This is a genomic window from Bradyrhizobium canariense, from assembly GCF_019402665.1.
Classification (GTDB): domain Bacteria; phylum Pseudomonadota; class Alphaproteobacteria; order Rhizobiales; family Xanthobacteraceae; genus Bradyrhizobium; species Bradyrhizobium canariense.
This window is the reverse complement of the sequence record NZ_VSST01000089.1, coordinates 43,669-64,800: the sequence shown is the minus strand read 5'-3', so window position 1 is coordinate 64,800 and position 21,132 is coordinate 43,669. Positions and strand designations below refer to the sequence as shown.

Sequence of the window (21,132 nt, the reverse complement as noted above, 5' to 3'; positions counted from 1 at the left end):
CACTATCGCCGCGCCTCGATCACAATAGCCTGGATCTTGCCTTCGATCGGTCCGGACCCATGGCGCGTTCGGATCGCCTCGGTAACGATGTCGGTCGCAGCCTGAAGCTTACTGGCATCGCGTGCCTCGATCTCGCTGCGCAGCGGCGTGCCCTGGCAGAGCGCGATCGCGACGTGCTCGGGCGACGGTGCGCGGCTGATTTCAGCTCGCGTTTCGATCGATATGTCACGGAAGCCTGCGCGTTCGAGGTCGGTTCTGATGACCGCCTTGTCGTGATAGCCGTGCGGCGTCCGGGCCATGAAACGGGGCGGGTCGTCGGGAAACAGCTTTTCGAGCGCGACCGTTGCTTCATGCGTCAGCACATTGTCCTCGATGCGATCCCAGACGTTGAACACGAACGTGCCATTGCCGTTGAGGACGCGCTTCACTTCGCCGTAAGCTTTGACGCGATCCGGGAAAAACATGGCGCCGAACTGGCAGCAGACCACGTCGAATTCGGCGTCGTCGAAGGGCAGGGCCGATCCATCGGCCTGGCGCCACGAGATGCGATCGTCGTCTGCCTGGCGCTGCGCCGCGACGGCGAGCATGGGCTCGTTGAGGTCGGTCGCGATATAACGGACGCCGCGCGGCAGCGCCGCCGCCACCGCGCGCGTCAAAGCGCCGGTGCCTGCCGCGATCTCGAGCAGCACGGAGGGAGACCGGGCCGCGACACGTCTTGCGATGTCGTCGGCGTAGACGGCGAAGATCAGCGGCACCAGATATTCGTCGTAGAGCTTTGGGATCGAGCCGGCGAAAACCTTGTCAGTGTTGGACATGCTTGCCTCGCTGAAGGTTCGGACACGAAGCTCACGTTACCATGGATTGCCGTCTCCCGCGCCAGCAGCGCGGTGAACCCGGCCGGTTGTTGCATCGCCTTGCCGGCCGCCGGCGTCATCGGCTCCCGCCGACCTCCCGGATCGGCCGCGTGCCGTCCCAGCTCAAAGCCGCCTGCCGGACCTTCTCAAAGAACGGCCCCTTGGTGCCGCTGATGTCGGAGATCTCGATTACGGTCCCAGGATGGGCCTGGGTGTCGAAATAGGCAAAGCGGCCCTTGTCGCCGCCGATCTGGCCCTCGTGGCCGATCCTGTAGCCGAGCCCGAGCGCCCTGTCATAGAGCGCCTGGTAGTCGTGGCTCCAGTAGGACATGTGCTGGAGGCCTTCGTGGCCGGACTCGAGGAATTCCCTGTACAGCGAGGGCGCGTCGTTGCGCTGCTGGATCAGCTCGATCTGGAGGTCGCCGGAATTGGCCAGCGCGATGCTCATCTCGACCGCGGAGTTTTCGCCGCGATGGCGAAACCAGTCGGTCTTGACGCGGTCCATGTAGTACCAGGGACCGACGCCCATCACCTCGATCCAGTGCTTCATCGCGGCGTGGATGTCCCGCACCACATATCCGTTCTGGCGCACCGCGCCGAAGATGCGGCTCATGCCAGCGCTCCTCTTGTCAGCTTGATCACTTGACCTCGATGCCCGCGTCCTTGGCAACCTGCTTCCAGGCCGCGATGTCGCGGGCGTTGATGTCACGCTGCTCGTCGCCGGGTACGAATTGCGGCGTGATGCCGAGCCCCAGCAGCTTCTCCTTGACCTCGGCATCGGCGAGCGCGTCCTTCAATGCCGCCGACAGCTTTCTTGCGATCGGTTCGGCAAGGCCCGCAGGCGCATACATCGCCCAGGACAGGCTGCGGTCGAACGGCACGCCCTGTTCCTTGTAGCTTGCGACATCCGGCAGGCTCGGCGAGCGTTCGCCGCAGGCGGCCAGCGCCTTGATCGAGCCGTCCTTCACCAGCGGAGTCGCGGTCGCCATGTCGAGTGTCGCCAGCGAGATGTGGCCGCCGAGCAAATCGCCGGCCAATTTGGCGATGCCGTTGAATGGCACGTGGTCCATCTTGATTCCGGTCTGCTGCATCAGGATTTCCGCGCAGAATTGTCCGGTCGAGCCGACGCCCCAGCTTCCGTACTGGATCGGCTCGCCCTTCCTGGCCAACGCGATCAGGCCCTTGATGTCGTCGGCCGCAAAATCCTTGGTCGCCACCAGCATGATCGAGGACGTGCCGATGCGCCCGATCGTGGTGAAATCCTTGATCGAATCGTAGGGCAGTTTCGGATAGATCGCCGGCGCCAGCACATGCGTGGTCATGCCGCCGACGGTGATAGTGTAGCCGTCATTCGCCGACGCCGCGACCATCTGGGTGCCGAGCGTGCCGGCGGCCCCGGTGTGGTTCTCGATATAGACGCTCTGTCCGAGCGTCTTGCCCATCCTGTCGCCGAGCAGCCGCCCGATCACGTCGCCGCCGCCACCGGCCGCATAAGGCAGCAGCATCCTGATCTTGTGGGTGGGATAGGCGGCCGGATCCTCGGCGCGCGCAGGCAGCATTGCCGAGGACGTTACGACCAATGACAATGTTGCGGCGCGCAGCAGACGAAAATGGACGAAGCGCGCCATGACCTGGTCTCCCCAGATTGCTCTCCGCTTCTTTTGAGAGCGGAGTTGAAGCGGTTGACTAGCGAACGATCGTTCGTTAGTCAAGCCGAATGGCTGTTCACACCACCAGCGCGGCGGAAGCGGCTGCGCCCACGACCCGCGCGCGCATCCTCGCCGAGGCGCTCGATCTGTTCGCGCAGAGCGGCTATGGCGGCGCCTCGATGCGCGAGCTCGCGCGTCGCGTCGGCATTCGCGAGAGCAGCCTCTACAATCACTTCGCCGGCAAGGCCGCGATCCTCGAGGCGATCGTCAGCGAGCACGGTCCGGCCAGCTCGGCGAGCCGGCTGGAAGAACCGCGCTACAAGCAGCTCGCGCGCCAGCCCGCCGCGTTCTGCCGCCAGTTTGCATTGGATCTGGTCGAGCAATGGTCGGATCCGCGCGAGCACCAGTTCCAGAAAGTCATCACCGCCGAGCGCAATCGCGTGCCCGGCATCCGCGCCAAATTCGCCGATCATTTCTATGCGCGCGAGCAGAGCATGATGACGGATTATTTCCGCGGCTTTGCGCTCGCCGGTCTGGTCTCGACTCCGGATCCGCGTGAGACCGCGCGGCTGTTTGCGGCCGGGCTGATCTACATCCGTCTCGAGCATTACGTGATGGGCGCGGCACCGTCGTCGCGGGCGAAGGTGATCGAGGCGATCGACCGCTATCTCGCCTTCTTCCTGTCGCTGATCGCGGCGGATGGCGGGACAAACGACAACAAGAAACGAAAAGCCAAGGGAGAGAATCGTGGCAAGGCTGCCCCTGATTGATCCGGAGACGACCAGCGGCGACATCCGCGCCTCGTTCGACCGCATGCCGGTCAAGCTGAATATTTTCCGCATGATGGCGCACGCCGAAGCCAACATGATCCCGGCGATGCGGCTGGGCAATTCGATCCTGCACAAGCAGAAGCTCAGTGCGGTCAATCGCGAGCTCCTGATCCTCCAGGCAGCCCAGCTCGAAGGCGGCGCCTATGAATGGCGCCAGCACGTGCCGATCGCGCTTGGCGTCGGCTGCACGCAAGCGCAGATCGACGCGGTCGAGCGCGCCGACTACGATGCCGCCGGCTTGAGCGAGGCCGAGCGCGCGCTGCTGAAATTCGGCCGCGAAGTGGTCGAGAACGTCCGCGTTCCCGAGGCGATCTTCGCCGCCATGCGCGAGCATTTCAGCGACCAGGAGATCGTCGAATCCATCGTCGCGCTCGGCTTCTACATGATGATGGCGCGCGTCACCGAGGCGACCGAAACCGATCTCGATCCCGCGGCCGGCATGGCGGTCTATGACGGCGGCAAGAAGCCGGGCGCCTGAGATGACGGATACCGATAGCAAGCGGGACCGCTACGTCCGCCCGCCGAGTGCGGAATCGCTGGGCGAAGCGCCGGGCAGGGGGCGCCTTAAGGGGCGCCGCATCCTGATCGTCGGCGGTGGCCAGCGCGTGTTCGATGCCGCCACCGATCCGATCGGCAACGGTCGCGCTATGAGCATTCTTTGCGCGCGTGAAGGCGCGAAGGTCGCGGTTGCCGATCTCAACCGCACCTCGGCCGAGCATACCGTCATGCGTATCACCGACGAAGGCGGCGAAGCCTTTGCGATTGCTGCCGACGTCACCTCGGAGGCCGAAATCGTGCGCATGGTTGACGAGGCGCATCGCGCCATGGGCGGGCTCGACGGCATGGTGCTCAACATCGGCACCTTCGGCAAGGTCGGGCTCGACGCCGTCAGCCCCGAGGAGTGGAATGCGATCTACGACGTCAACGTTCGCGGGCCGATGCTGTGCTGCCGCGCGGGCCTGCCGAAATTCGACGACGGCGGATCGATCGTCTTCATCTCCTCCATCGCCGCGCTGAAGGCCGGCTCGCAGATGGCGGTGTATGATTCCTCGAAAGCCGCGCTCGGCGGCCTCATGCGCAACATCGCCCATCTCGGATCGCGCCGCGGCATCCGCGCCAACCTGGTCTATCCCGGCCTCGTCGACACGCCGAACGGCCGCGAGGCCGGCGCCGGCCGACACTCGCGCGGCAAGGGCCAAATCCCGTTCGGCCGCCAGGCCACCGCCTGGGAAATCGCCTATGCCGTGCTGTTCTTCCTCTCGGACGAGAGCGTTTACGTCACCGCGCAGACGCTCGCGGTCGATAGCGGCCTGAGCGGGATGTGAGAGGGCACCTTACGCCTATGGCTCGGGCGTGCGCGCTCGGCAGATCAGGTGGTCCAGCGAGACCCGGCCCGGCCCGTAGGCCATGATGCCAAGCGCCATCGACGCCCAGGTGATGTGGATGGGCCAGCCGTCCGGCACGGTCAGCTCGACGATGACGGTCATGAACAGCAGTCCGAGCGCCGCAAACCGCGTGCCGAAGCCGAGCAGGAGGAGGATCGGAAACATGATCTCTCCGCATCCGGAGAGGAACGCCATCACCGTCGGCGCCGGATAGTGATAGGGCCCGCCCGGCAGATGCAGCATGAACTCGTCGCTGAACAACGTCACCGCGGTGTCGTTGAGCCTGAGGAAGCCTGCCCATTTGAGCATGCCGGAACGCCAGAACGGCACCGCCAGCGCGACGCGGAGCACGAGCTGAACGATCGACGGCGAGGCGATGGCCTGCACGAGATGATTGGCCTTGTCGACGAGGAGCCCGAGCGAGGGGAGGCCGCCACCCGCCTGCATGCGTTGATCCGTGATCATCAGACGTCTCCGAAAGCGATTGAGGTGAAGGCGCCCGCCTCGATCAGGCCGGTGATGTTCGAAGCAAGGTCGAACTCGGCCGCCGCGTCCAGCGCGCGTGCGGCGGCCTCGCCGAGCGGCCGACCCGACATCAGGCTGCTCGCGAATGCTGCTCCCCCGGGCGGCAGGTGCCGGACCACGACATCGAATTCGGCGCGGGTGACCAACGCGTCCTCCGGTGTCGCAGCGTCGATGCGCCCGACCGGCGACGTATCGCGGTTGGCGGCGAATATCGTCACCGCCGCGAATTGCGACCGCACGATTCCCGCCGCCGGGTGCGGTATGAGAACGAGATCGCCGAGCCGCTCCGGTGCAACCGCGGCAAGCTGCGCCGGCGACAGCGGTGCTGCGTCGGCGGCGTGATAGGCATCGAGCCAGGCCCGCTCGATGCTTGCGACATCTGCGAGCCATGGCATCATCTGCGCATGTTCATATTGCGCGATGAAGACGGGGAAGTCGCGGCCGTAGTCGAACAGCAGCGGTGAGATCGGCGGCGTCTGGCGAACATGGAAGCGCGCCATGGCACGGAAGAAGTCGGTGCCGGTGATGCGCTGCACCGCCGGATAGATCGCGGCGAGCGCGTCGATCAGGCTGACCGTGACATTGTTGCGGTAGACATCGTAGCGCTTGCCGGGGGCCTTGCCGTTCGGACCGGCCACGATCTCAGGCGCAGGGCGCACCGGGTCGAGCAGCGCCGGTGCAAAGGCTGCGGCAAAGCAAAGGTCAGGCTCAGGCGGCATGACGATCTCCCGTCAGCCCGACCGGGCGGTAACGATCGAGGATCGCCTGCGCAGCGGCGGCTTCCGCTTGCAGGACCGGCCAATCCGGGATCTTGCTGTCCCACTCGATCAGCGTCGGCACCGGAGCGCGGCGCTGGATGACGATCTCGTACAGCTTCCACACGGCGTCCGCGACCGGGCCGTCATGGCTGTCGATCAGCAGCAGGTCGCCTTCGTCGTCGGCCTGCTCGGCATGGCCGGCGAGATGAATCTCTCCGACGCGGGACAGCGGAAAGTCCGCGAGGTAGTCGAGCGCCGAGAACCCGTGATTGGTTGCTGATACGAAGACATTGTTGATATCGAGCAGCAGTCCGCAGCCGGTGCGTTCGGCAACAGTGCGGATGAAATCGGTCTCGCTCATGGACGATTCGCGAAAAGCGACATAGGTCGACGGGTTTTCCAGCAGTAGCGGACGACGGATCGCGTCCTGCACCTGATCGATGTGATCGCAGACATTTCGGAGCGTCGCCGCGGTATAGGGCAGTGGCAACAGGTCGTTGAAGAAGCTGGTCTCATGCGTCGACCAGGCGAGATGCTCGGATACCAGCGCGGGCTGGTAACGCGCCACCAGTCCGCGAAAGCGGGCCAGATGCGCCTTGTCGAGCGGCTGCGGTCCGCCGATCGACATGCACACGCCATGCAGCGAGACGGGATGGTCGCGGCGGATCGCTTCCAGTGCGCGATGCGGCGGTCCGCCTGCGCCCATATAGTTCTCGGCGTGGACCTCGAAGAAGCCGCGCTGCGGTTTCGTGCTCAGGATCGCCTGAAGGTGTTCGGGCTTGAAGCTCGTCCCGGCGACGCCGCCGAGGGACGCGGAATAGCGGAGGGGCACCGCAGACATGTCAGGCGCGATTGCCGTCGTCATGGTTTCTCTCCGCTCTTCCCTGTTGTGGTGGTCGCGACGCAGCGCGTCAGACCGGCTTGAGCGAGCCCTTCTTGCCGCCCGGCAGCTCGATGCTGGTGCAGGTGCCGCCCTGGACGAATTTCCAGGCATTGCCCTGGAAGTCGGCGGTCGAGGTGCCCTGGCAGGTCGTGCCTGGTCCGGCCGCGCAATCGTTCTGGCCCTTGAGGGCGACGCCGAAGCATTTTTCCTTCTTGGCGGCGACGGCCGCGTCGCCCTCGGCCTTGGTCAGCGGAGCAGCAGTGGCCAGAGTCGCCAGTGCGGTCGACATGGCGCCGGCGAGAACGAGCGTGGTCACGGCAAGTTTGGCAGACATTGAAGTTTCTCCTGTTCGAGATGGCATCGCCTGGCAGGCGAAGAGCGCCTTGTTCGGTTCGCCTCGCACCCGGCTCGCGTTACCAATCAAGTAGGTCACGAGTTCGTGAGGCGGTTAGATGGGCGCACGGGCTGTGCGCTTGGATCGGATTAGCGGGTGACTGGCCGGTCAATCCAATGCCTAGTCTCTATCGAGACCTTAGCCGGAGAGCATTGGCGGCGGGGCGCGATGGATGCCACAGGTAACGAATGCATACGCGCTGCGTAGAGCGGTAACAGGAGGTGGCCAGTCGCCGCTTTGCCGGAGAACGGAAACAGCGATGAATGTTGATCCCGGACGGCACCTGCGCGCGATCGCGAAGCTGACGGTCAGCATTCGGCTCGCCGTCTCGGCGCTGGTCCTGACCGCGATCCTTTTGACCGCGGCTCTCTCCAGCCTGTTGTGGTGGCGCACGGCCGAGGCGGCGAGCCGGCAGCTCGCATCGACCATCAACGAGCAAATCGTGGCCGCTGTCCGCAAGGAGGTCGCCGCGATCGTGGACGAGGCGCGTGCCGCGCACACTGCCATTCGGACACTGTTCCTGCAGAACGTGCTCGACACCCGCGACGCCGACAAGCGCGAATTCGTGTTCCTGTCGCAACTGCAATCGCAGGCGACGATCTCCTGGGTCGCCTTCGGCTGGCCCGACGGCTCCTTCTTCGCCGCGCACAAGCTCGGCGACCGCCGCCTCGAAATGATGGAGATCTCGCTGACCGATCATGCCGGCCAGCGCCGCATCGACGAATACGATGTGGTGCCCGGCGACATCGAATTCGCCAATCGCCGTTTCGAGCCGACCGATTTTCGGGTCGCCGATCGCACCTGGTTCAAGACCGGGCTGGCGGCCGGGGAGCCGGAGTGGTTCAAGGTCATGGACCATCCGACCGGCGAGCGGCCGTCGATTGCCTTTGCCGGACCTATCGACGTGTACCAGGAGCGGCAAGGCGTGCTCGCGGTCATCATCGAATACACCAGGCTCGCACGCTTCCTGTCGCAGCTCGAGGTCGGGCGCACCGGAACGGCTTTCATCATCGACGGCAGTGGTGAGCTGATCGCGGCGCCCGACAAGGATGCCGACGAGCTGCACGTTGCGAAGGGCGATACGACGCTGCTACCGCTGGCGCGATGGCGCTCGTGAAGGCGGGCGAGGATGGTCGCAAGGAAGCCTGGCGAAGCCGGCTGACATCGGGTGGCGCGGCTTACGAAGTGGCGCTCACGCCGCTGCCGTTTCCCGGCTGGTCGCTGGCGACCGTGATCCCCGAGGCCGAGTTTCTCGGTCCGGTCGAGACGACATTGCGCCGCCTGATCCTCGGCCTTGCCATCGGCGCCGTGCTCGCAGCGCTGGCCTCGGCGATGCTGGCGCGTTCCGTCATCGCCGCGCCGCTGTCGCGTGTCGTCGGCGAGCTCCGTCATGTCGAAGCCTTCGCGCTGGAGCAGGTCCGCCGCCATCCGTCGCGGCTGAAGGAGATCGCGAGCCTGTCGGGCGCGATCGCCGAGATGGCGGCCGGCCTGTCGGCGTTTCGCAAGTTCATCCCGGCCGATCTGGTCCGCTCGCTGTTGCGCCAGGGCGTCGAGGCAAGACCCGGTGGCAGCATGCAGGAGCTCAGCGTGATGTTCGTCGACATCGCCGGCTTCACCGGGCTGTCCGAGCGGCTCGGCGATCGCGTGGTGCCGTTGCTGTCGCGCTATCTCGACCTCGCCTCCGAGGCCGTTGTCGCGAATGGCGGCACCATCGACAAGTTCATCGGCGACGCCGTCATGGCGTTCTGGGGCGCGCCGCAGCCGCAGGCCGACCACGCGCTGCGCTGCTGCCGCGCGGCGCTCGGCTGTTGCAGGGCAATCTCGGCGTCGGGCCTTGCCGACGATCTCGGCCAGCCGCTCCAGATCCGGATCGGGATCAACTCCGGCCGCATGCTGGTCGGCAATATCGGCTCGGAACTGCGCTTGAACTACACCGTGATCGGGGATGCCGTGAACGTCGCAAGCCGCCTCGAGGGCGCCAACAAATCCTACGGCACGCAAATCCTCATTGGCGAAGCGACCGAACGTCTCGCACGCGGCGCCATCGTCACGCGCGAGATCGACAGCATCGCCGTGTATGGACGCGAGGAGGGGTTTGCGGTCTACGAGTTGGTCGGACTCGTCGGAGAGGACGGCGGCGAGACGCAAGATTGGATCGTCCGCTATGAACAGGGCCTCGCCAACTACCGCGCGCGCCGGTTTGCCGCCGCGCTCGCCGATTTCGAAGCCGTGCTGAACATGCGCGGCCCGGATCGTCCGGCTGAACTGATGCGCGACCGCTGTCGGCAGTTGGTTGAGAGCGCGCCTGATGTTGCGTGGCGCCCAGTCGCGGCACTGACGACGAAGTAGTCGCGAAAGATTGGCGCGCTGACGGAAGTGAGCTGGCGACGATCCTGTCTGCATGATACGCAACTGACACCCGCGCTCTTGCGCTCCCGGACCACCTCGAGACATGAAAACCACCCTGCTGAAACCCGAAGACTATACCCGCTCGCCCTGGAAGAACGGCGGCGGCATCTTCACCGATATCGCGGATGCCCATCGCGCCGATTCCAGCGTGAGGGATTGGGACAGCCTGCTGTGGCGCTTTGCTTCCACGCCGATCGTGGCGGCCGGGCCATTCTCCCATATGCCCGGCATCGACCGTTTGCAGATGGTGGTCGGCGGCCGCGGGTTGGTGCTGAAGTCGCCCACGCAGGAATTCGACGAGCGCGAGCCGTTCACCACGGTGCGTTTCACCGGCGAGCTCGAGATCGTCACCGAGCTCCAGGAAGGGCCAGTCGAAGTCGTGAATTTGATGGGCCGGCGCGGTGCGGTCGCGCTTGAGCTCGAAGCGCTCAGGGCGCCCGGTGACCGGCGATTGCCCGCCGGCACGCATGTCATCTACGCGGCGCATGGCGACTGCGACATCCGTCTCGACGGCACGGATTTTGCGATTTCGCACGAAAACACCTTGAAGGTCGAACTGACCGGAGCATCGGCGCTTGCGCTCGTCTCGGGGCTGGCCGTGCTGGGGTCTATCCAGGTCGTCGGCTGAACGGCGTTCCCGCCGATCAGAGCGATGCGTACAATCCATGCAACTGGCTAGGTTGACGCCGTCGCGCCGGAGCACGATATCTGCCTTGATGCAGACCGCCGCCCAAAACACGATGTGGACGGCCAGGATATGAACGGGCAGATATGACCGCGCCAGAGAAGAAATCCGCCACGCTGTCCGACGGCGTCGTCGATTGGCTGATCAACGGCACGCGCGACCAGCGCTTCATCGACAATATCTTTGCCGAGATGTGCATCCGGCTTCAGCAGGCCGGCATTCCGCTGGCGCGGTCGACGCTTCACGTGCTGATCCACCATCCGCAATGGCTGGGCGCCCGCTTCATGTGGTCCGACGGCATGCGCGAGGCGGAGATTGCACGGGTCGACCATGACGTCCGCGAGCGGTCCGAGTTCATCGGCAGTCCCGCCAACGAAATGTTCGACGGCGCGACCGAGTTGCGCGAAAATCTCGAGCAGGACCCCGCGCTCGGCCGCAAGCACGCGCTCTACCGCGAGATGCGCGCGCAGGGCCTCACCGACTATGTGGCCTGGCCGCTCTATCATACGCTCGGCAAGCGCCATCTCGTCACCTTTGCGACCAACCGGCCCGGCGGCTTCGACGACACCCACGTCGCCGCCCTCAAGAACCTGTTGCCTGTGCTGGCGCTGGTCAGCGAAATCCGCGTCAAAAATCGCCTGGCGCGAACGCTGCTCGAGACTTATGTCGGCTCCCACGCCGGCGAGCTCATCCTGGCCGGCGCCACGCGGCGCGGCACCGGCACGACGGTGCGCGCCGCGATCATGATCTGCGATCTGCGCGACTTCACCAAGATTTCCGACAACTGGCCGCGCGACGACGTCATCGATCTGCTCAACGATTATTTCGACGCGATGTCGGAGCCGATCGCGCGGCATGGCGGCGAGATCCTGAAATTCATCGGTGACGGCCTGCTCGCCATCTTTCCGCTGAGCGAGCCCAAGGCCTGCGCAAACCTGCTGCATGCCGTGACCGAAGCCCGTCAGGCGATGATCGCGTTGAACGCGCGCAACGACGGCACCGGCCGAGCGCCGCTGAACTACGGCATCGGCGTCCATGTCGGCGACGTCATGTACGGCAATATCGGATCGTCCACCCGGCTCGACTTCACCGTGATCGGTCCCGCCGTCAACATGGCCTCGCGACTCGAAGCTTTGACCAAGCAATTGGGAAAGAAAGTGCTGCTGTCACGCGATTTCGCCGAGCTGGTCGAGCGAGAGTTCGAGCTGGAGCATGTCGGCAAATATGAGGTGCGCGGCTTCAGCGATCCGATCGAGCTTTTTGCGTTTTGAAGATGACGGCGGCCCCCGGCCCAGCAGCGGGCGAGCTTCGAGTCCTGTTGCCAACCCGGGATTGTGTGACTACGCTCGGTGCGACGCCGCCCAAGCGTTTCGTCCAAGCGTGTCATCGATCGGCCGCACGTTCATGCCAAAATTCCTCCGCATCGGAATCCATCAGTCGAATGTATCGGGCTACACGTCGAAGGCGTGGTGTGTCCGGCGCGTTGGCACCGCGATCCTCCTGAAATGGGGCGCCGTGGAAGTCCAGGGCGCCGGTGACGGACGAAAGGTCTACTGGACGCGTCTGCCGCAGCAGAAGACAATTCGCTGCGGCAGCGCGCAGCGGGCCCAGGATTACGCCAAGGCCGCGATCGCGCGACGCCGCAACCATCGTTATGAACCGCTGGCCGGCGCGATCGTGCTCCGGCGCCGACCGGCCGCAGGCAGCACCGAACTCAAGCGAGCGCTCGCCACGATCCTGATCGTCGATATCGTCGGCTCCACGGCAAAAGCCGCAAAGCTCGGCGATGTCCGCTGGACCAAAATCATGGGCCATTATTACGCGGCGGTCCGCAAGGAGCTGAAGAGCTCGCGCGGCAAGGAAGTCACGACGACGGGCGACGGCGTGCTGGCGACGTTCAAGACGCCGGCTGCCGGAATCAATTGCGCGGCCGCGATCCAGAAGGCCGTGCGTACGCTCGGCCTCGAGGTCAGGGTCGGCCTGCATGCCGGCGAATACACCGTGAGCGGCACCGAGGCGGTCGGCCTCGCCTTCCATATCGGCACCCGCGTCGCCGCCAAGGCGCGCGCCGGTGAAGTCTTGGTCTCCAGCGCGGTCAAGGAGCTACTGGCGCCGCAGTCCGGGATCCGTTTCAGGGATCACGGCATGCACCAGCTCAAGGGCGTGCCGGAGCGATGGCGGCTGTGGCGGGTGGAGGGCTGAGGCGATTGGGCGGGCCGCATCCACGCCCTCATCTCATCTGGACGACGATTTTCCCCTTGGCCCGTCCCTCTTCGAGATAGGCCAGTGCCTCTTTCGCCTGCTCGAACGGAAAGACCTTGTCGATCACCGGCCGGATGCGCTCGGACTTGAGCAGCTCGCCGATCTCGGCGAGTTGGAGGCCGTCCGGGTGCACGAACACGAACGAATAGTCCGCGCCGATTTTGCCGGCTTGGCGGATGATCTTGCGGCTCAGCCATCCGAACAGCAGCACCATGACGAAGTTCATCCCGCGGGCGCGCGCGAACGCGGCGTCCGGCGGCCCGACCAGCGAAGCAATCCTGCTCCCCCGCTTCAGGATCCGAAGCGATGTCTCGACTGCGTCGCCCCTGAGCGTGCCCAGCACCGCGTCGTAGTCCCGCAGCACCGCTTCGAATTGCTGCGTCTTGTAGTCGACCACCTCGTCAGCCCCGAGGCTGCGCACCAGATCGATATTTCCAGTGCTGGTCGTCGTCCCCACTTTCGCTCCGAGATATTTCGCGAGCTGGATCGCAAACGTGCCGATCCCGCCGGCGCCCGCGGGAATGAACACCTTCTGGCCGGACTTGAGACGTATGCGCTCCCTAAGCGCCTGCCACGATGTCAGGCCGACCATCGGGATCGAGGCCGCCTGCACGAAGTCCAGATTCGCAGGTTTGAGCGCGGCGGCATCCTCCGGCACGATCGCGAATTCGGCGAGAGCGCCGGTGCCGAGATCGAAGATGCTGGCAAAGACGGCATCGCCGGGCTTGAAGCGGGTCACGCGGCTTCCGACCTCGACGACGACGCCCGCAAGATCGCTGCCCAGCGTGGCCGGCAGCTGAAACTTGAGGATCGGCTTGAACGTCCCTTTCGGAATCATGTTGTCGATCGGGTTCAAGCCCGCGGCGTGAACCTGGACTAGGATTTCGTTCGGCTTCGGCGTCGGCCGCGGGATCTCGGCCAACGCGATCTGGTCCGGCTTGCCGTAGCGCTTGAAGATGAGGGCTTTCATTTTTTCTCTCGGTCCGGAGGTTCTTCGCAACGGCAAGCTTGCGGCCCTCAGAAAGCCCGCGCGGTGCGGGCGGGCTGCGGCGCCGCAGTCGCATCGAGCCGCAAATCCTTTCGAAGCCCGGCATCCACCAGGGCTGCAGGCGCAAACCGCCGCAGAAACCGCAGGCGCTTCGCAAGGCTGCCGGCCGCGTATTTGAGTTGCGGGCGCGCCGCGCTTGCCGCCTTCAGCACGGTCTCGGCCACTACGCCGGGCTGTTCGGCCGTCGCCATCACCTCGTTCACCCGCTTGGTCACGCCGGCGCGCGCCTCGCGATATTCCTCGAGCGTGGCGTCGGGCTCCATGAAGTTCGCGTCGAACGGCGTCTTGGTGTAGGCGGGCTCGACCACGGAGACCCGGATGCCCCGCGTGCGCAGTTCATGGTCGAGCGATTCCGAATAGCCTGCCACCGCGTGCTTGGTCGCGGCGTAGAGCGCGCCATAAGGCATCGGCAGAAAGCCGAGCACCGAGCCGATATTGATGATGCGGCCATTACCCTGGCGGCGCATGTGCGGCACGACGGCGCGCGTCATCCGGATCAGGCCGAAGAAGTTCGTCTCGAAAATCGCGCGCGCCTGCCCCATCGAGCTCTCTTCCGCGCCGGCGGGGGCAACGCCGAAGCCGGCGTTGTTCACCAGCAGGTCGATGCGGCCCTCGCGCCGGATCAACTCGCCGACGGCGGCTTCCACCGACGCATCGCTGGTGACGTCGAGGGCCAGCATCTCGAAGGCCTGCTTGCCAGACTGTGCGCCCCGCCTGCTGGTGCCGAACACCTTATAGCCGGCGTTCGCGAGCCGCTCCGCCGTGGCCTGGCCGATGCCTGAGGAGGCGCCGGTCACCAGCGCGATCTTCGGTGTAATCCTGTTCATAATGCCTCTCCGACGCCACTACCGGGCCTGAAATCGTTTGATTACGATCGTAACTATTGATATACATGACGATCGTAATTATAAAAGTCAAGCCCCGTATCCGAGGATCGGTCCCATGCGCGTCTCAAAGGAACAGGCCGCCAAAAATCGCGAGCATATTCTCGAGACCGCCTCGCGCCTGCTGCGGGAGCGCGGCATCGCCGGCGTCGGTGTCGACGCGCTCGCCGAGGCGGCCGGGATGACGCACGGCAGCCTGTACAGCCAGTTCGGCTCCAAGGAGCGGCTGGTCGAGGAAGCCGTGGCCCATGCGATCAAGGCCAAAGGCCAGGAATTGCCCGAGGCCTTCGCGCTCGAGGACTATCTTTCGGAATATCTCTCGCCGGGGCATCGCGACGATCCCGCCGCCGGCTGCCCCTTTGCTGCGCTCGCCTGTGAGGTGTCACGTCAAGGCGGCGGCCTGAGGCAGCGCTTCACCGCTGGCGTGCGCGGCACGATCGCCCTGCTGAGCAGCCGGATGGCTTCCACGCTGAAGCCACGCCAGCGCGAGGACAAGGCGCTCGCCGCAGCCGCATCCATGGTCGGCGCCCTCGTGCTCGCCCGCGCCGTGGACGATCCCAAGCTGTCGGACGATATTCTTCGCGCGACGAGGAATTCGCTGGGAGGGTGAGACCGCGTCTCGGCGGGACGCCGAAAGTCCGGAACAAAATTCCGGTGTCGACGTTCGATGTCGCGGACAGCCAAAACCAATGGCTGCCGATCTTCGACATCGACACACGTTTCGAACGCGCATGGATGATGACAGCGATCTGGTGCTCGGCATGTTGGCCCTGGCCGTCGCTGCCCTCCTATTGGTGGCGGGCGAGCTCTATCTCGTGACGCGACCGGAGCCGCCGCAAACTCACGCGCCGGCCCCACCGGTCGTAACATCGTCGGCCGAAACCATTTTTTGTCATGTCGATTTTGCAGCGTAAGCAGACAAACTCGAAGAGGTGGGCAATGGGAAGCACTGCAACTGTTCCGATGCTGTCGCCTGAGGGCGGATTGGCACATTACCTGGCGGAAATTCGCAAGTTTCCGATGCTGCGGCCCGACCAGGAAATCGCCTATGCCAAGCGATGGCGCGAGCACGGCGACCGCGAGGCAGCCTATCATCTGGTCACAAGCCATCTGCGGCTCGTTGCCAGGATTGCGATGGGATATCGCGGCTACGGCCTGCCGGTTGCGGACATCATTTCCGAAGGAAACGTCGGCCTGATGCACGCCGTCAAGCGCTTCGAGCCGGAGCGCGGCTTTCGGCTTGCGACCTACGCGATGTGGTGGATCAAGGCGTCGATCCAGGAATACATCCTGCGGTCCTGGTCGCTGGTCAAGATCGCCAACAGCGGGGCGCAGAAGAAGCTGTTCTTCAAGCTTCGCAGGACCAAGGCGGAAATCTCCGCCCTGGAGGATGGTGATCTCCGCCCCGAGCACGCCAGCCAGATCGCGCGGCGGCTCGGCGTGCAGGAGAACGACGTGATCGAGATGAACCGGCGCCTCGGCGGCGACCTGTCGCTCAACGTTTTGGTGCGCGACGCCGACGGCGGCGAAGTCCAGGACTGGCTGGTCGACCCCGCATCCAGTCCTGAAGCCGAATACGCCGAGCGGGAAGAAACCAGACGGAGGCGTGACGCCCTCGCCGGCGCGCTGGCCGTCCTCAAGCCGCGCGAGCGCGACATTCTCGAGGCGCGCTGGCTCTCCGAGCCGCCGCTGAGACTTGAGCAGCTCGCGGCACGGTATGGCGTTTCACGCGAGCGGGTGCGGCAGATCGAAATGCGCGCGTTCGAAAAGGTTCGGGCTGCCATCGGGGGGCGCTTGGCAGCCGGCTCTTGAAACCAAATCGCCGTCTCCTAATTCTTTTGGCAGCCCCGACCGAAACATCGAGCACAAGCAGATGCCTGACGAGTTGATCGTCCGGGCTTTGTAGCGCGTGCGTGGCTCTCGCCGCGCGCTGAGCTGCGCCAATCGACAACCAAGACAGGAGATAAGGAGAAACGACAATGGCACTACGTGATCTCATTCCGTGGAACAACGGCTCACGCAACATGGCCGCTCAGCGCGGCGAAGCCGGCAATCCGCTGCTTGCGCTTCACCGCGAGATGAACCGGCTGTTCGACGACGCTTTCCGCAGCTTTGATCTCGGCCCGTTCGGTTCCTCGACCGCAATGGGCTGGCCGAACGTCGAACTCGACGAGAGCGAAAAGGAGGTCAAGGTTGTCGCCGAGCTTCCCGGTCTCGAACAGAAGGATGTCAACGTCGAGCTTGCAAACGGGGTGCTGACGATCAGCGGCGAGAAGAAGAGCGAAACGGAAGACAAGGAGCGTCTCTTCAGCGAGCGTTACTATGGCCGTTTCGAGCGGCGCATTCCGGTCGATGACGTCGACCAGGACAAGGTCGCGGCTTCCTTCAACAACGGCGTCCTCACCGTCACCCTGCCGAAGTCACCGGCGGCACAACAGAAGGTGAAGCGCATCGCGATCAACAGCAAGTAAGCATGGCCGCGGGCGGGAGCCGTCTCTCTCGCCCGCGTCCTGCCGGCGGCCGCATTCGCGTCCGTCGGCTCGCTGCAAAATTTTCCGGAACGCCCGGAAACTTCAATTCCGGTCTGGCGTTTTGCGGTCGGTTTCCAAGTTCTGGGAGTCGCACATGAAGAAACTTGCTTTAGTCCTCACGTTGATCTCGGCCCTGTTCGTGGCGGCGGCTTCGCCGGCGGAAGCCCATGCTTGGCGCGGCGGCTGGCACGGCCATTGGGGAGGCCCGGGTATCGGCTTCGGTCTTGTTGCCGGTGCGCTTGCGGCGGGGCTCGCGGCCGATGCCTATTATGGCCCGCGCTACTATGGCCCGCCCTACGGCTACTATGGACCGCGCGTCGTGCGGCGGGCCTACTATGTGCCTTACGCCTACGCTCCTCCGCCCTACTGGGATCCCTGGTGGTGACAAGACAAGGCCCGGACCATCATCCGGGCCTTCCTGCGTGAGCGCAATCGGTCTATCGTTCGTGGCGCGCCTATTTGCGGTTCGCTCCGGTGGAGCCGGAACCTGGCATGGCCTGCTGGCCTCCTTGCGTTTGCCTTGTGCCGTTATCGCCTGGCCGCGTCGTCGACGATTTGGCCGGTGCGTTCGCGCCGCCGCCATTGTTGTCCGATGACGTGTTGAGGCTGGAGGCTCCCGCTCCCGTCGTGCCGCCGGTGCTGGAGGAGTCGATGCTCGACCCGGTCCTGGACGCACCCGTGCCGCCTTGCGCGAATGCGGAAGGGGGAAATGCGAGAGCCGCAACGAGCCCTGCGAGAACCAGCTTTTTCATGTCCGCTCCTATGCTTGACGTCGTCACATGCCGTGCCGAGGCAAAGATTTGGGGACGCACCTGTTCCTGCGGGGCAGCGCAAATCCGGCACCAGCGACGATGAAGTCATCCCGAACTCATCGCGCCCGGGGCGATCCGTTCCTGCGCTTGCGGCGTCAGCTCGTAGCGATCGTCGGCTTTCATCAGCCAGCCCGCCTCGATCATGCGTCGCGTCATGCCTGCGCTGCACAGCGGGTGGCTGCCGCCGGGATGAAACAGCGCGCCCTCGCGTTCGATCAGGTAGCCGTAGAGCCGCGCCTGTCGAAGCGGGTTTTGCATCCCTGGTGTGGGCGCCTCCATGGTCTCTCGCGCAGTCCTCCAAGACGGCCCTGAAATGACGGGCTGAGATGACGGGCCGATCCCCGTCAGGCGGCCCCGGCCTGTGGCCCGGGGGCGGGGCTTCGAGCCGAGGCCGCCATTGCCGGAATCGCAAGGACCCGGCGCTGCCCAATACGCGACGGCCCCAGGTCGTTCCTACAAAGTCGTTCCTACAAACCTGATGTCCTGGTCCTTACGCCTTGCGCGCCGGTCTTGGTCATCTGCACCTCCCTGAAAAGACCGCAACGCGCCTTGCCGCAGGAAGTGCCAATCGAGGTTGGAGCGAGGCGGCTGATCGGGGCGAACATCAGGTTGGTGTTCGCGCCGGACTGAAGGTTTGCGCAATCTGACCGCCTCCACCTCGGCATCGGAGAGGCCGCCAGCCCAATATCACCGCACGCCCGTGCCCTTGCAGCGCTGGCACTTCACCACCTTGTCGCCCTTCTTGAGCAGGCCTTTGCCCTCGCAGTTCTTGCATTTCTGCTTCTTCTTGATGTTCGGGCCTTTTTCACTGGTCATGGATGGCTCCTGCCGCGGAAGGGGGGACGGGCGCCTTGTATAGGATATTGACCCCGCGAAAGCGGCAGAAATCATCAAGAGTGCTGTGCGGTCATCCCGGCGTTCGATCAGGGACGTCCGCGAATACTCGCGCCGGAGGGGCCGCCGACCGTCTGGATCGGCTCACCGGCGGCGCGGTCCAGCGGTGGGTGCGGCCTGGCGAGTCCGACTGTTCCGGGAGCTGCGTCGTTGCTGACCGCAGGCATGTTGACGCGCTCCATCGTGATCGCAGATGCAACCACGATGGCAACGGCGAGGGCGATCGCACTCAAAACCAGGGTCATCCGATTCTGGTCTTCCATCGTGAGACCTCCGCGAAACGGCTCGCGGGGATAATGCCGGATCGGCGATTTAGTTGCTCTCACCCGGTTCAGGCTGCGCCGCACACCAGGTCTCCAGCTCCTATTTCGCGCTCGAGAAAGCATCCGCTGCGTAGACGACCTTGCCGCCCACGACCGTCAGCAGAGACGCCGTGGCGCCAATTTGCTCGACGGGGACGGACATGAAATCCCGATCGAGAATCGCGAAATCGGCGAGCTTGCCGGTCTCTAACGTTCCGCGCCGCGTCTCGTCGAAGCAGAACCACGCGCTTCCCACCGTGTAGAGGCGCAAGGCATCTTCGCGGCTGGGTGTTTCGTCCGGGCCGCGCGTCGACAGTCCGCCGACGGTCTTGCCGTCGAGCATCCATTGCAGCGCCACGAACGGATTGTAGGATGCGACCCGATGCGCATCCGTGCCGGCCCCGACATGGACCCCCATGCGCAACGCCGTGACGAGGGGCGGCATGCTGCGCGCAGCTTCGCCGGCCTGCGCCACGATACGGTCGCCTCCGAGATACATCGCGTCCTGCATGGTCCAGCCGACACCAAGGGCTTTCATGCGCGCCAGCGTCTCTGACGAGGTGTTGTCGAGATGGGCGATGGACCAGCGCAGGGGCGCGAGCGGCGTCTCCTTGTTGACCTCATCATAGAGGTCCAGGAGGTGATGGACGGATTTGTCTTCCTGCCAGTGGATGGTGACGGTCAGCCCTTGTTTGGCCGCCCAGCGAATGATCTCGCGGAACTCGTCCTTGGCGGCCGCGTCGGGCGCATTGTTGTTGTACATGGCGCCGGTGATCCGCTCGCCTAGTCCGTTGAACCGCAGCATGTCGTCGCCGAATCCCATCGGCAGGAACGGCGTGAGAGTCTTGTACTCATCGAATTCCGCGCCGACATTCTGGGCGAACAGGCTGAAGGCAACCCGAACCGAAAGTGCTTTTTCACGCCAGAGCTTTTGCAAGGCGGCGTAATGGCTGGGATAAATGCTGAAGCCGCCGGGATCCACGATCCCGGTCACGCCAAGACGATTGAGCTCCGTGAAGAACTGCCGGGTCCCGGCGACATTCTCTTCGAAATTCGGTCTCGGCAGCCGATCGAACAGCGCAGAGATGCTGACGATGGAGCCGTTGAGCCAGCCCGTGGCGTCGCCCGATGCGGCGCGCTCAGTCGTGATGCCGGCCGGCAGCTGATCCGCGGACATCCCGAGGGCTTGCTGCGCTTTTGGCGTCATCAGCACCGCCGAATAGAACAGCTGGATGTAAGCCGGATTGTCGGGAACGGCCGCCATTACCTCGGCGAGCGTTGGCCGCCGCTTCTCCGCAAATTGCAATTCGCTCCAGCCACCGGCCACGATGATCCAGGATTCCGGCCGCGCTTTTGCCGCCTGGCGCAAGCGTTCCATGGCCTCAGGGATAGTCTTTGCGCCGATCCAGTTGACCTCGGTTGCGTAGGTGAGGCCGGCGCGCACCGCGTGAATATGGGAATCGATCAATCCCGGAATGATGGTGCGTCCACCCGCGTCGACACGGCGCGTCGCGGGCCCGATCAGGCCTTCCATGGCATCGTTGCCGCCAATTGCGACGATCTTGCCTTCGCGGACGGCGAGAGCCTGCGCGATCGTCGATGCGGTATCCAGCGTCACGAGCTTTGCGTTCGTGACAATAAGGTCGGCCTTTTGTGCGCAAGCCAAACTGGCCCAGCACGAGATCAGCAATATCGCCAGAAGCTTTCGCATCATCAGTCCCGACATGAGAGAGGCCGAAGCGGCGCCACACATCCGCCGCTGGATGCGCTCGCGGACATCGCGCGTCGCAACGGGGAGTGTGGTGATCCTGACCATGTCTGGCACCAACAAATTCAGCCGGTCCACCGGAAAGTTTGGTAACGGCTCAAACAATTGATTCTTGGGCTTCGGCGCGGCGGCCCGCGCCCGCTTCGCACGTCAAAAGAGGCTGCCCAGGGCGTTGTACCGGCCATTCTCTGACCCGACTTTAGGTACCATAAGGCCGATGTCAGCTTGATCTCGCATTCGCAGCAAACGTCCTAGGCGA

General features: G+C 64.7%; 25 protein-coding genes and 1 pseudogene. 12 read left to right on the top strand and 14 right to left on the bottom strand.

Annotation, left to right across the window (positions count from 1 at the left end):
* Positions 1 to 2 precede the first annotated feature (2 nt).
* The 3 genes from FXB41_RS37295 to FXB41_RS37285 all read right to left on the bottom strand — a co-directional run bounded on the left by FXB41_RS37295 (position 3) and on the right by FXB41_RS37285 (position 2,482).
* On the bottom strand, positions 3 to 815 hold the full coding sequence (locus tag FXB41_RS37295; RefSeq protein WP_219685326.1) for a class I SAM-dependent methyltransferase: 813 nt from the start codon (positions 813 to 815) through the stop codon (positions 3 to 5).
* Positions 816 to 930: 115 nt separating this feature from the next.
* Positions 931 to 1,467, bottom strand: a complete 537-nt coding sequence (locus tag FXB41_RS37290) for a VOC family protein (RefSeq protein WP_219685325.1) — start codon at positions 1,465 to 1,467, stop codon at positions 931 to 933.
* A 25-nt stretch (positions 1,468 to 1,492) separates the two neighbouring features.
* Entirely contained in the window at positions 1,493 to 2,482 is a 990-nt protein-coding gene (locus FXB41_RS37285; RefSeq protein ID WP_007600616.1) for a Bug family tripartite tricarboxylate transporter substrate binding protein, read from the bottom strand.
* A gap of 89 nt (positions 2,483 to 2,571) precedes the next feature.
* On the opposite strand from FXB41_RS37285, the gene FXB41_RS37280 reads away from it, so the two are divergent.
* Genes FXB41_RS37280 through FXB41_RS37270 form a run of 3 tightly spaced genes read left to right on the top strand, consistent with a single transcriptional unit; the run spans position 2,572 to position 4,658 of the window.
* Entirely contained in the window at positions 2,572 to 3,273 is a 702-nt protein-coding gene (locus FXB41_RS37280; RefSeq protein WP_219685324.1) for a TetR/AcrR family transcriptional regulator, read from the top strand.
* Positions 3,251 to 3,811 (top strand): carboxymuconolactone decarboxylase family protein, encoded by a 561-nt coding sequence (locus FXB41_RS37275; protein ID WP_219685323.1) that lies wholly within the window; start codon positions 3,251 to 3,253, stop codon positions 3,809 to 3,811. Before FXB41_RS37280 ends, FXB41_RS37275 begins: the two co-directional genes overlap by 23 nt.
* A 1-nt stretch (position 3,812) precedes the next feature.
* On the top strand, positions 3,813 to 4,658 hold the full coding sequence (locus FXB41_RS37270; protein ID WP_219685322.1) for an SDR family NAD(P)-dependent oxidoreductase: 846 nt from the start codon (positions 3,813 to 3,815) through the stop codon (positions 4,656 to 4,658).
* A gap of 15 nt (positions 4,659 to 4,673) precedes the next feature.
* On the opposite strand, the gene FXB41_RS37265 is transcribed toward FXB41_RS37270, so the two are convergent.
* The 4 genes from FXB41_RS37265 to FXB41_RS37250 are packed head-to-tail and all read right to left on the bottom strand — an operon-like array spanning position 4,674 to position 7,218.
* Positions 4,674 to 5,183 carry a DoxX family protein gene (locus FXB41_RS37265; RefSeq protein WP_219685321.1) on the bottom strand — a complete coding sequence of 170 codons (510 nt, stop codon included), beginning with the start codon at positions 5,181 to 5,183 and terminating at the stop codon, positions 4,674 to 4,676.
* Positions 5,183 to 5,962 (bottom strand): HvfC/BufC N-terminal domain-containing protein, encoded by a 780-nt coding sequence (locus FXB41_RS37260; RefSeq protein ID WP_219685320.1) that lies wholly within the window; start codon positions 5,960 to 5,962, stop codon positions 5,183 to 5,185. The genes FXB41_RS37265 and FXB41_RS37260 overlap by 1 nt, the downstream gene beginning before the upstream one ends.
* Positions 5,952 to 6,866, bottom strand: a complete 915-nt coding sequence (gene bufB, locus FXB41_RS37255; RefSeq protein WP_219685319.1) for an MNIO family bufferin maturase — start codon at positions 6,864 to 6,866, stop codon at positions 5,952 to 5,954. Before bufB ends, FXB41_RS37260 begins: the two co-directional genes overlap by 11 nt.
* Before the next feature lie 46 nt (positions 6,867 to 6,912).
* The gene (locus FXB41_RS37250; RefSeq protein WP_007600627.1) at positions 6,913 to 7,218 is read right to left on the bottom strand and encodes a BufA1 family periplasmic bufferin-type metallophore; all 306 of its coding nucleotides are present in this window, start codon (positions 7,216 to 7,218) and stop codon (positions 6,913 to 6,915) included.
* A gap of 319 nt (positions 7,219 to 7,537) precedes the next feature.
* On the opposite strand from FXB41_RS37250, the pseudogene FXB41_RS37245 reads away from it, so the two are divergent.
* The 4 genes and pseudogenes from FXB41_RS37245 to FXB41_RS37230 all read left to right on the top strand — a co-directional run bounded on the left by FXB41_RS37245 (position 7,538) and on the right by FXB41_RS37230 (position 12,574).
* A pseudogene (locus FXB41_RS37245) lies at positions 7,538 to 9,627 on the top strand (adenylate/guanylate cyclase domain-containing protein).
* A gap of 103 nt (positions 9,628 to 9,730) precedes the next feature.
* The gene (locus FXB41_RS37240; protein ID WP_219685318.1) at positions 9,731 to 10,315 is read left to right on the top strand and encodes a HutD/Ves family protein; all 585 of its coding nucleotides are present in this window, start codon (positions 9,731 to 9,733) and stop codon (positions 10,313 to 10,315) included.
* Positions 10,316 to 10,458: 143 nt separating this feature from the next.
* Complete coding sequence (locus FXB41_RS37235) at positions 10,459 to 11,643, top strand: adenylate/guanylate cyclase domain-containing protein (protein ID WP_219685317.1); 1,185 nt, start codon at positions 10,459 to 10,461, stop codon at positions 11,641 to 11,643.
* Positions 11,644 to 11,776: 133 nt separating this feature from the next.
* On the top strand, positions 11,777 to 12,574 hold the full coding sequence (locus tag FXB41_RS37230; RefSeq protein WP_219685316.1) for an adenylate/guanylate cyclase domain-containing protein: 798 nt from the start codon (positions 11,777 to 11,779) through the stop codon (positions 12,572 to 12,574).
* Between the two features lie 28 nt (positions 12,575 to 12,602).
* On the opposite strand, the gene FXB41_RS37225 is transcribed toward FXB41_RS37230, so the two are convergent.
* Positions 12,603 to 13,604 (bottom strand): NADP-dependent oxidoreductase, encoded by a 1,002-nt coding sequence (locus FXB41_RS37225; RefSeq protein WP_219685315.1) that lies wholly within the window; start codon positions 13,602 to 13,604, stop codon positions 12,603 to 12,605.
* 47 nt (positions 13,605 to 13,651) lie between these two features.
* On the bottom strand, positions 13,652 to 14,509 hold the full coding sequence (locus FXB41_RS37220; protein ID WP_219685314.1) for an oxidoreductase: 858 nt from the start codon (positions 14,507 to 14,509) through the stop codon (positions 13,652 to 13,654).
* Between the two features lie 115 nt (positions 14,510 to 14,624).
* Between FXB41_RS37220 and FXB41_RS37215 the strand changes: the two genes are divergently transcribed.
* The 5 genes from FXB41_RS37215 to FXB41_RS37195 all read left to right on the top strand — a co-directional run bounded on the left by FXB41_RS37215 (position 14,625) and on the right by FXB41_RS37195 (position 17,482).
* On the top strand, positions 14,625 to 15,176 hold the full coding sequence (locus FXB41_RS37215) for a TetR/AcrR family transcriptional regulator (RefSeq protein WP_219685313.1): 552 nt from the start codon (positions 14,625 to 14,627) through the stop codon (positions 15,174 to 15,176).
* Between the two features lie 121 nt (positions 15,177 to 15,297).
* Entirely contained in the window at positions 15,298 to 15,480 is a 183-nt protein-coding gene (locus FXB41_RS37210; RefSeq protein WP_157158649.1) for a hypothetical protein, read from the top strand.
* A gap of 25 nt (positions 15,481 to 15,505) precedes the next feature.
* A complete protein-coding gene (gene rpoH / locus FXB41_RS37205; RefSeq protein ID WP_219685312.1) occupies positions 15,506 to 16,378 on the top strand; it encodes an RNA polymerase sigma factor RpoH in 873 nt (290 codons plus the stop codon).
* A gap of 167 nt (positions 16,379 to 16,545) precedes the next feature.
* A complete protein-coding gene (locus tag FXB41_RS37200; protein ID WP_219685311.1) occupies positions 16,546 to 17,037 on the top strand; it encodes an Hsp20/alpha crystallin family protein in 492 nt (163 codons plus the stop codon).
* Between the two features lie 154 nt (positions 17,038 to 17,191).
* Positions 17,192 to 17,482 carry a hypothetical protein gene (locus tag FXB41_RS37195; RefSeq protein ID WP_219685310.1) on the top strand — a complete coding sequence of 97 codons (291 nt, stop codon included), beginning with the start codon at positions 17,192 to 17,194 and terminating at the stop codon, positions 17,480 to 17,482.
* A 70-nt stretch (positions 17,483 to 17,552) separates the two neighbouring features.
* Here FXB41_RS37195 and FXB41_RS37190 read toward each other — a convergent pair whose 3' ends face one another.
* The 5 genes from FXB41_RS37190 to FXB41_RS37175 form a co-directional block, all read right to left on the bottom strand.
* Positions 17,553 to 17,849: a hypothetical protein gene (locus FXB41_RS37190; RefSeq protein ID WP_219685309.1), complete on the bottom strand. Its 297-nt coding sequence runs from the start codon at positions 17,847 to 17,849 to the stop codon at positions 17,553 to 17,555.
* A gap of 105 nt (positions 17,850 to 17,954) precedes the next feature.
* A complete protein-coding gene (locus tag FXB41_RS37185; protein ID WP_007600644.1) occupies positions 17,955 to 18,188 on the bottom strand; it encodes a hypothetical protein in 234 nt (77 codons plus the stop codon).
* Between the two features lie 408 nt (positions 18,189 to 18,596).
* The gene (locus FXB41_RS41620) at positions 18,597 to 18,725 is read right to left on the bottom strand and encodes a hypothetical protein (RefSeq protein ID WP_007600646.1); all 129 of its coding nucleotides are present in this window, start codon (positions 18,723 to 18,725) and stop codon (positions 18,597 to 18,599) included.
* Between the two features lie 107 nt (positions 18,726 to 18,832).
* Positions 18,833 to 19,066, bottom strand: coding sequence for a hypothetical protein (locus FXB41_RS37180; RefSeq protein ID WP_219685308.1), 234 nt, complete (start codon positions 19,064 to 19,066; stop codon positions 18,833 to 18,835).
* 100 nt (positions 19,067 to 19,166) lie between these two features.
* Positions 19,167 to 20,921 (bottom strand): amidohydrolase, encoded by a 1,755-nt coding sequence (locus FXB41_RS37175; RefSeq protein ID WP_246649485.1) that lies wholly within the window; start codon positions 20,919 to 20,921, stop codon positions 19,167 to 19,169.
* Positions 20,922 to 21,132 lie beyond the last annotated feature (211 nt).

Bases quoted from the DNA above. Each gene is read 5' to 3' on its own strand.
- FXB41_RS37295 (WP_219685326.1), bottom strand. From the start codon at position 815: ATGTCCAACACTGACAAGGTTTTCGCCGGCTCGATCCCAAAGCTCTAC.
- FXB41_RS37290 (WP_219685325.1), bottom strand. From the start codon at position 1,467: ATGAGCCGCATCTTCGGCGCGGTGCGCCAGAACGGATATGTGGTGCGG.
- FXB41_RS37285 (WP_007600616.1), bottom strand. From the start codon at position 2,482: ATGGCGCGCTTCGTCCATTTTCGTCTGCTGCGCGCCGCAACATTGTCA.
- FXB41_RS37280 (WP_219685324.1), top strand. From the start codon at position 2,572: ATGGCTGTTCACACCACCAGCGCGGCGGAAGCGGCTGCGCCCACGACC.
- FXB41_RS37270 (WP_219685322.1), top strand. From the start codon at position 3,813: ATGACGGATACCGATAGCAAGCGGGACCGCTACGTCCGCCCGCCGAGT.
- FXB41_RS37265 (WP_219685321.1), bottom strand. From the start codon at position 5,183: ATGATCACGGATCAACGCATGCAGGCGGGTGGCGGCCTCCCCTCGCTC.
- FXB41_RS37260 (WP_219685320.1), bottom strand. From the start codon at position 5,962: ATGCCGCCTGAGCCTGACCTTTGCTTTGCCGCAGCCTTTGCACCGGCG.
- bufB (WP_219685319.1), bottom strand. From the start codon at position 6,866: ATGACGACGGCAATCGCGCCTGACATGTCTGCGGTGCCCCTCCGCTAT.
- FXB41_RS37250 (WP_007600627.1), bottom strand. From the start codon at position 7,218: ATGTCTGCCAAACTTGCCGTGACCACGCTCGTTCTCGCCGGCGCCATG.
- FXB41_RS37240 (WP_219685318.1), top strand. From the start codon at position 9,731: ATGAAAACCACCCTGCTGAAACCCGAAGACTATACCCGCTCGCCCTGG.
- FXB41_RS37235 (WP_219685317.1), top strand. From the start codon at position 10,459: ATGACCGCGCCAGAGAAGAAATCCGCCACGCTGTCCGACGGCGTCGTC.
- FXB41_RS37230 (WP_219685316.1), top strand. From the start codon at position 11,777: ATGCCAAAATTCCTCCGCATCGGAATCCATCAGTCGAATGTATCGGGC.
- FXB41_RS37225 (WP_219685315.1), bottom strand. From the start codon at position 13,604: ATGAAAGCCCTCATCTTCAAGCGCTACGGCAAGCCGGACCAGATCGCG.
- FXB41_RS37220 (WP_219685314.1), bottom strand. From the start codon at position 14,509: ATGAACAGGATTACACCGAAGATCGCGCTGGTGACCGGCGCCTCCTCA.
- FXB41_RS37215 (WP_219685313.1), top strand. From the start codon at position 14,625: ATGCGCGTCTCAAAGGAACAGGCCGCCAAAAATCGCGAGCATATTCTC.
- FXB41_RS37210 (WP_157158649.1), top strand. From the start codon at position 15,298: ATGGATGATGACAGCGATCTGGTGCTCGGCATGTTGGCCCTGGCCGTC.
- rpoH (WP_219685312.1), top strand. From the start codon at position 15,506: ATGGGAAGCACTGCAACTGTTCCGATGCTGTCGCCTGAGGGCGGATTG.
- FXB41_RS37200 (WP_219685311.1), top strand. From the start codon at position 16,546: ATGGCACTACGTGATCTCATTCCGTGGAACAACGGCTCACGCAACATG.
- FXB41_RS37195 (WP_219685310.1), top strand. From the start codon at position 17,192: ATGAAGAAACTTGCTTTAGTCCTCACGTTGATCTCGGCCCTGTTCGTG.
- FXB41_RS37190 (WP_219685309.1), bottom strand. From the start codon at position 17,849: ATGAAAAAGCTGGTTCTCGCAGGGCTCGTTGCGGCTCTCGCATTTCCC.
- FXB41_RS37185 (WP_007600644.1), bottom strand. From the start codon at position 18,188: ATGGAGGCGCCCACACCAGGGATGCAAAACCCGCTTCGACAGGCGCGG.
- FXB41_RS41620 (WP_007600646.1), bottom strand. From the start codon at position 18,725: ATGACCAGTGAAAAAGGCCCGAACATCAAGAAGAAGCAGAAATGCAAG.
- FXB41_RS37180 (WP_219685308.1), bottom strand. From the start codon at position 19,066: ATGGAAGACCAGAATCGGATGACCCTGGTTTTGAGTGCGATCGCCCTC.
- FXB41_RS37175 (WP_246649485.1), bottom strand. From the start codon at position 20,921: ATGGTCAGGATCACCACACTCCCCGTTGCGACGCGCGATGTCCGCGAG.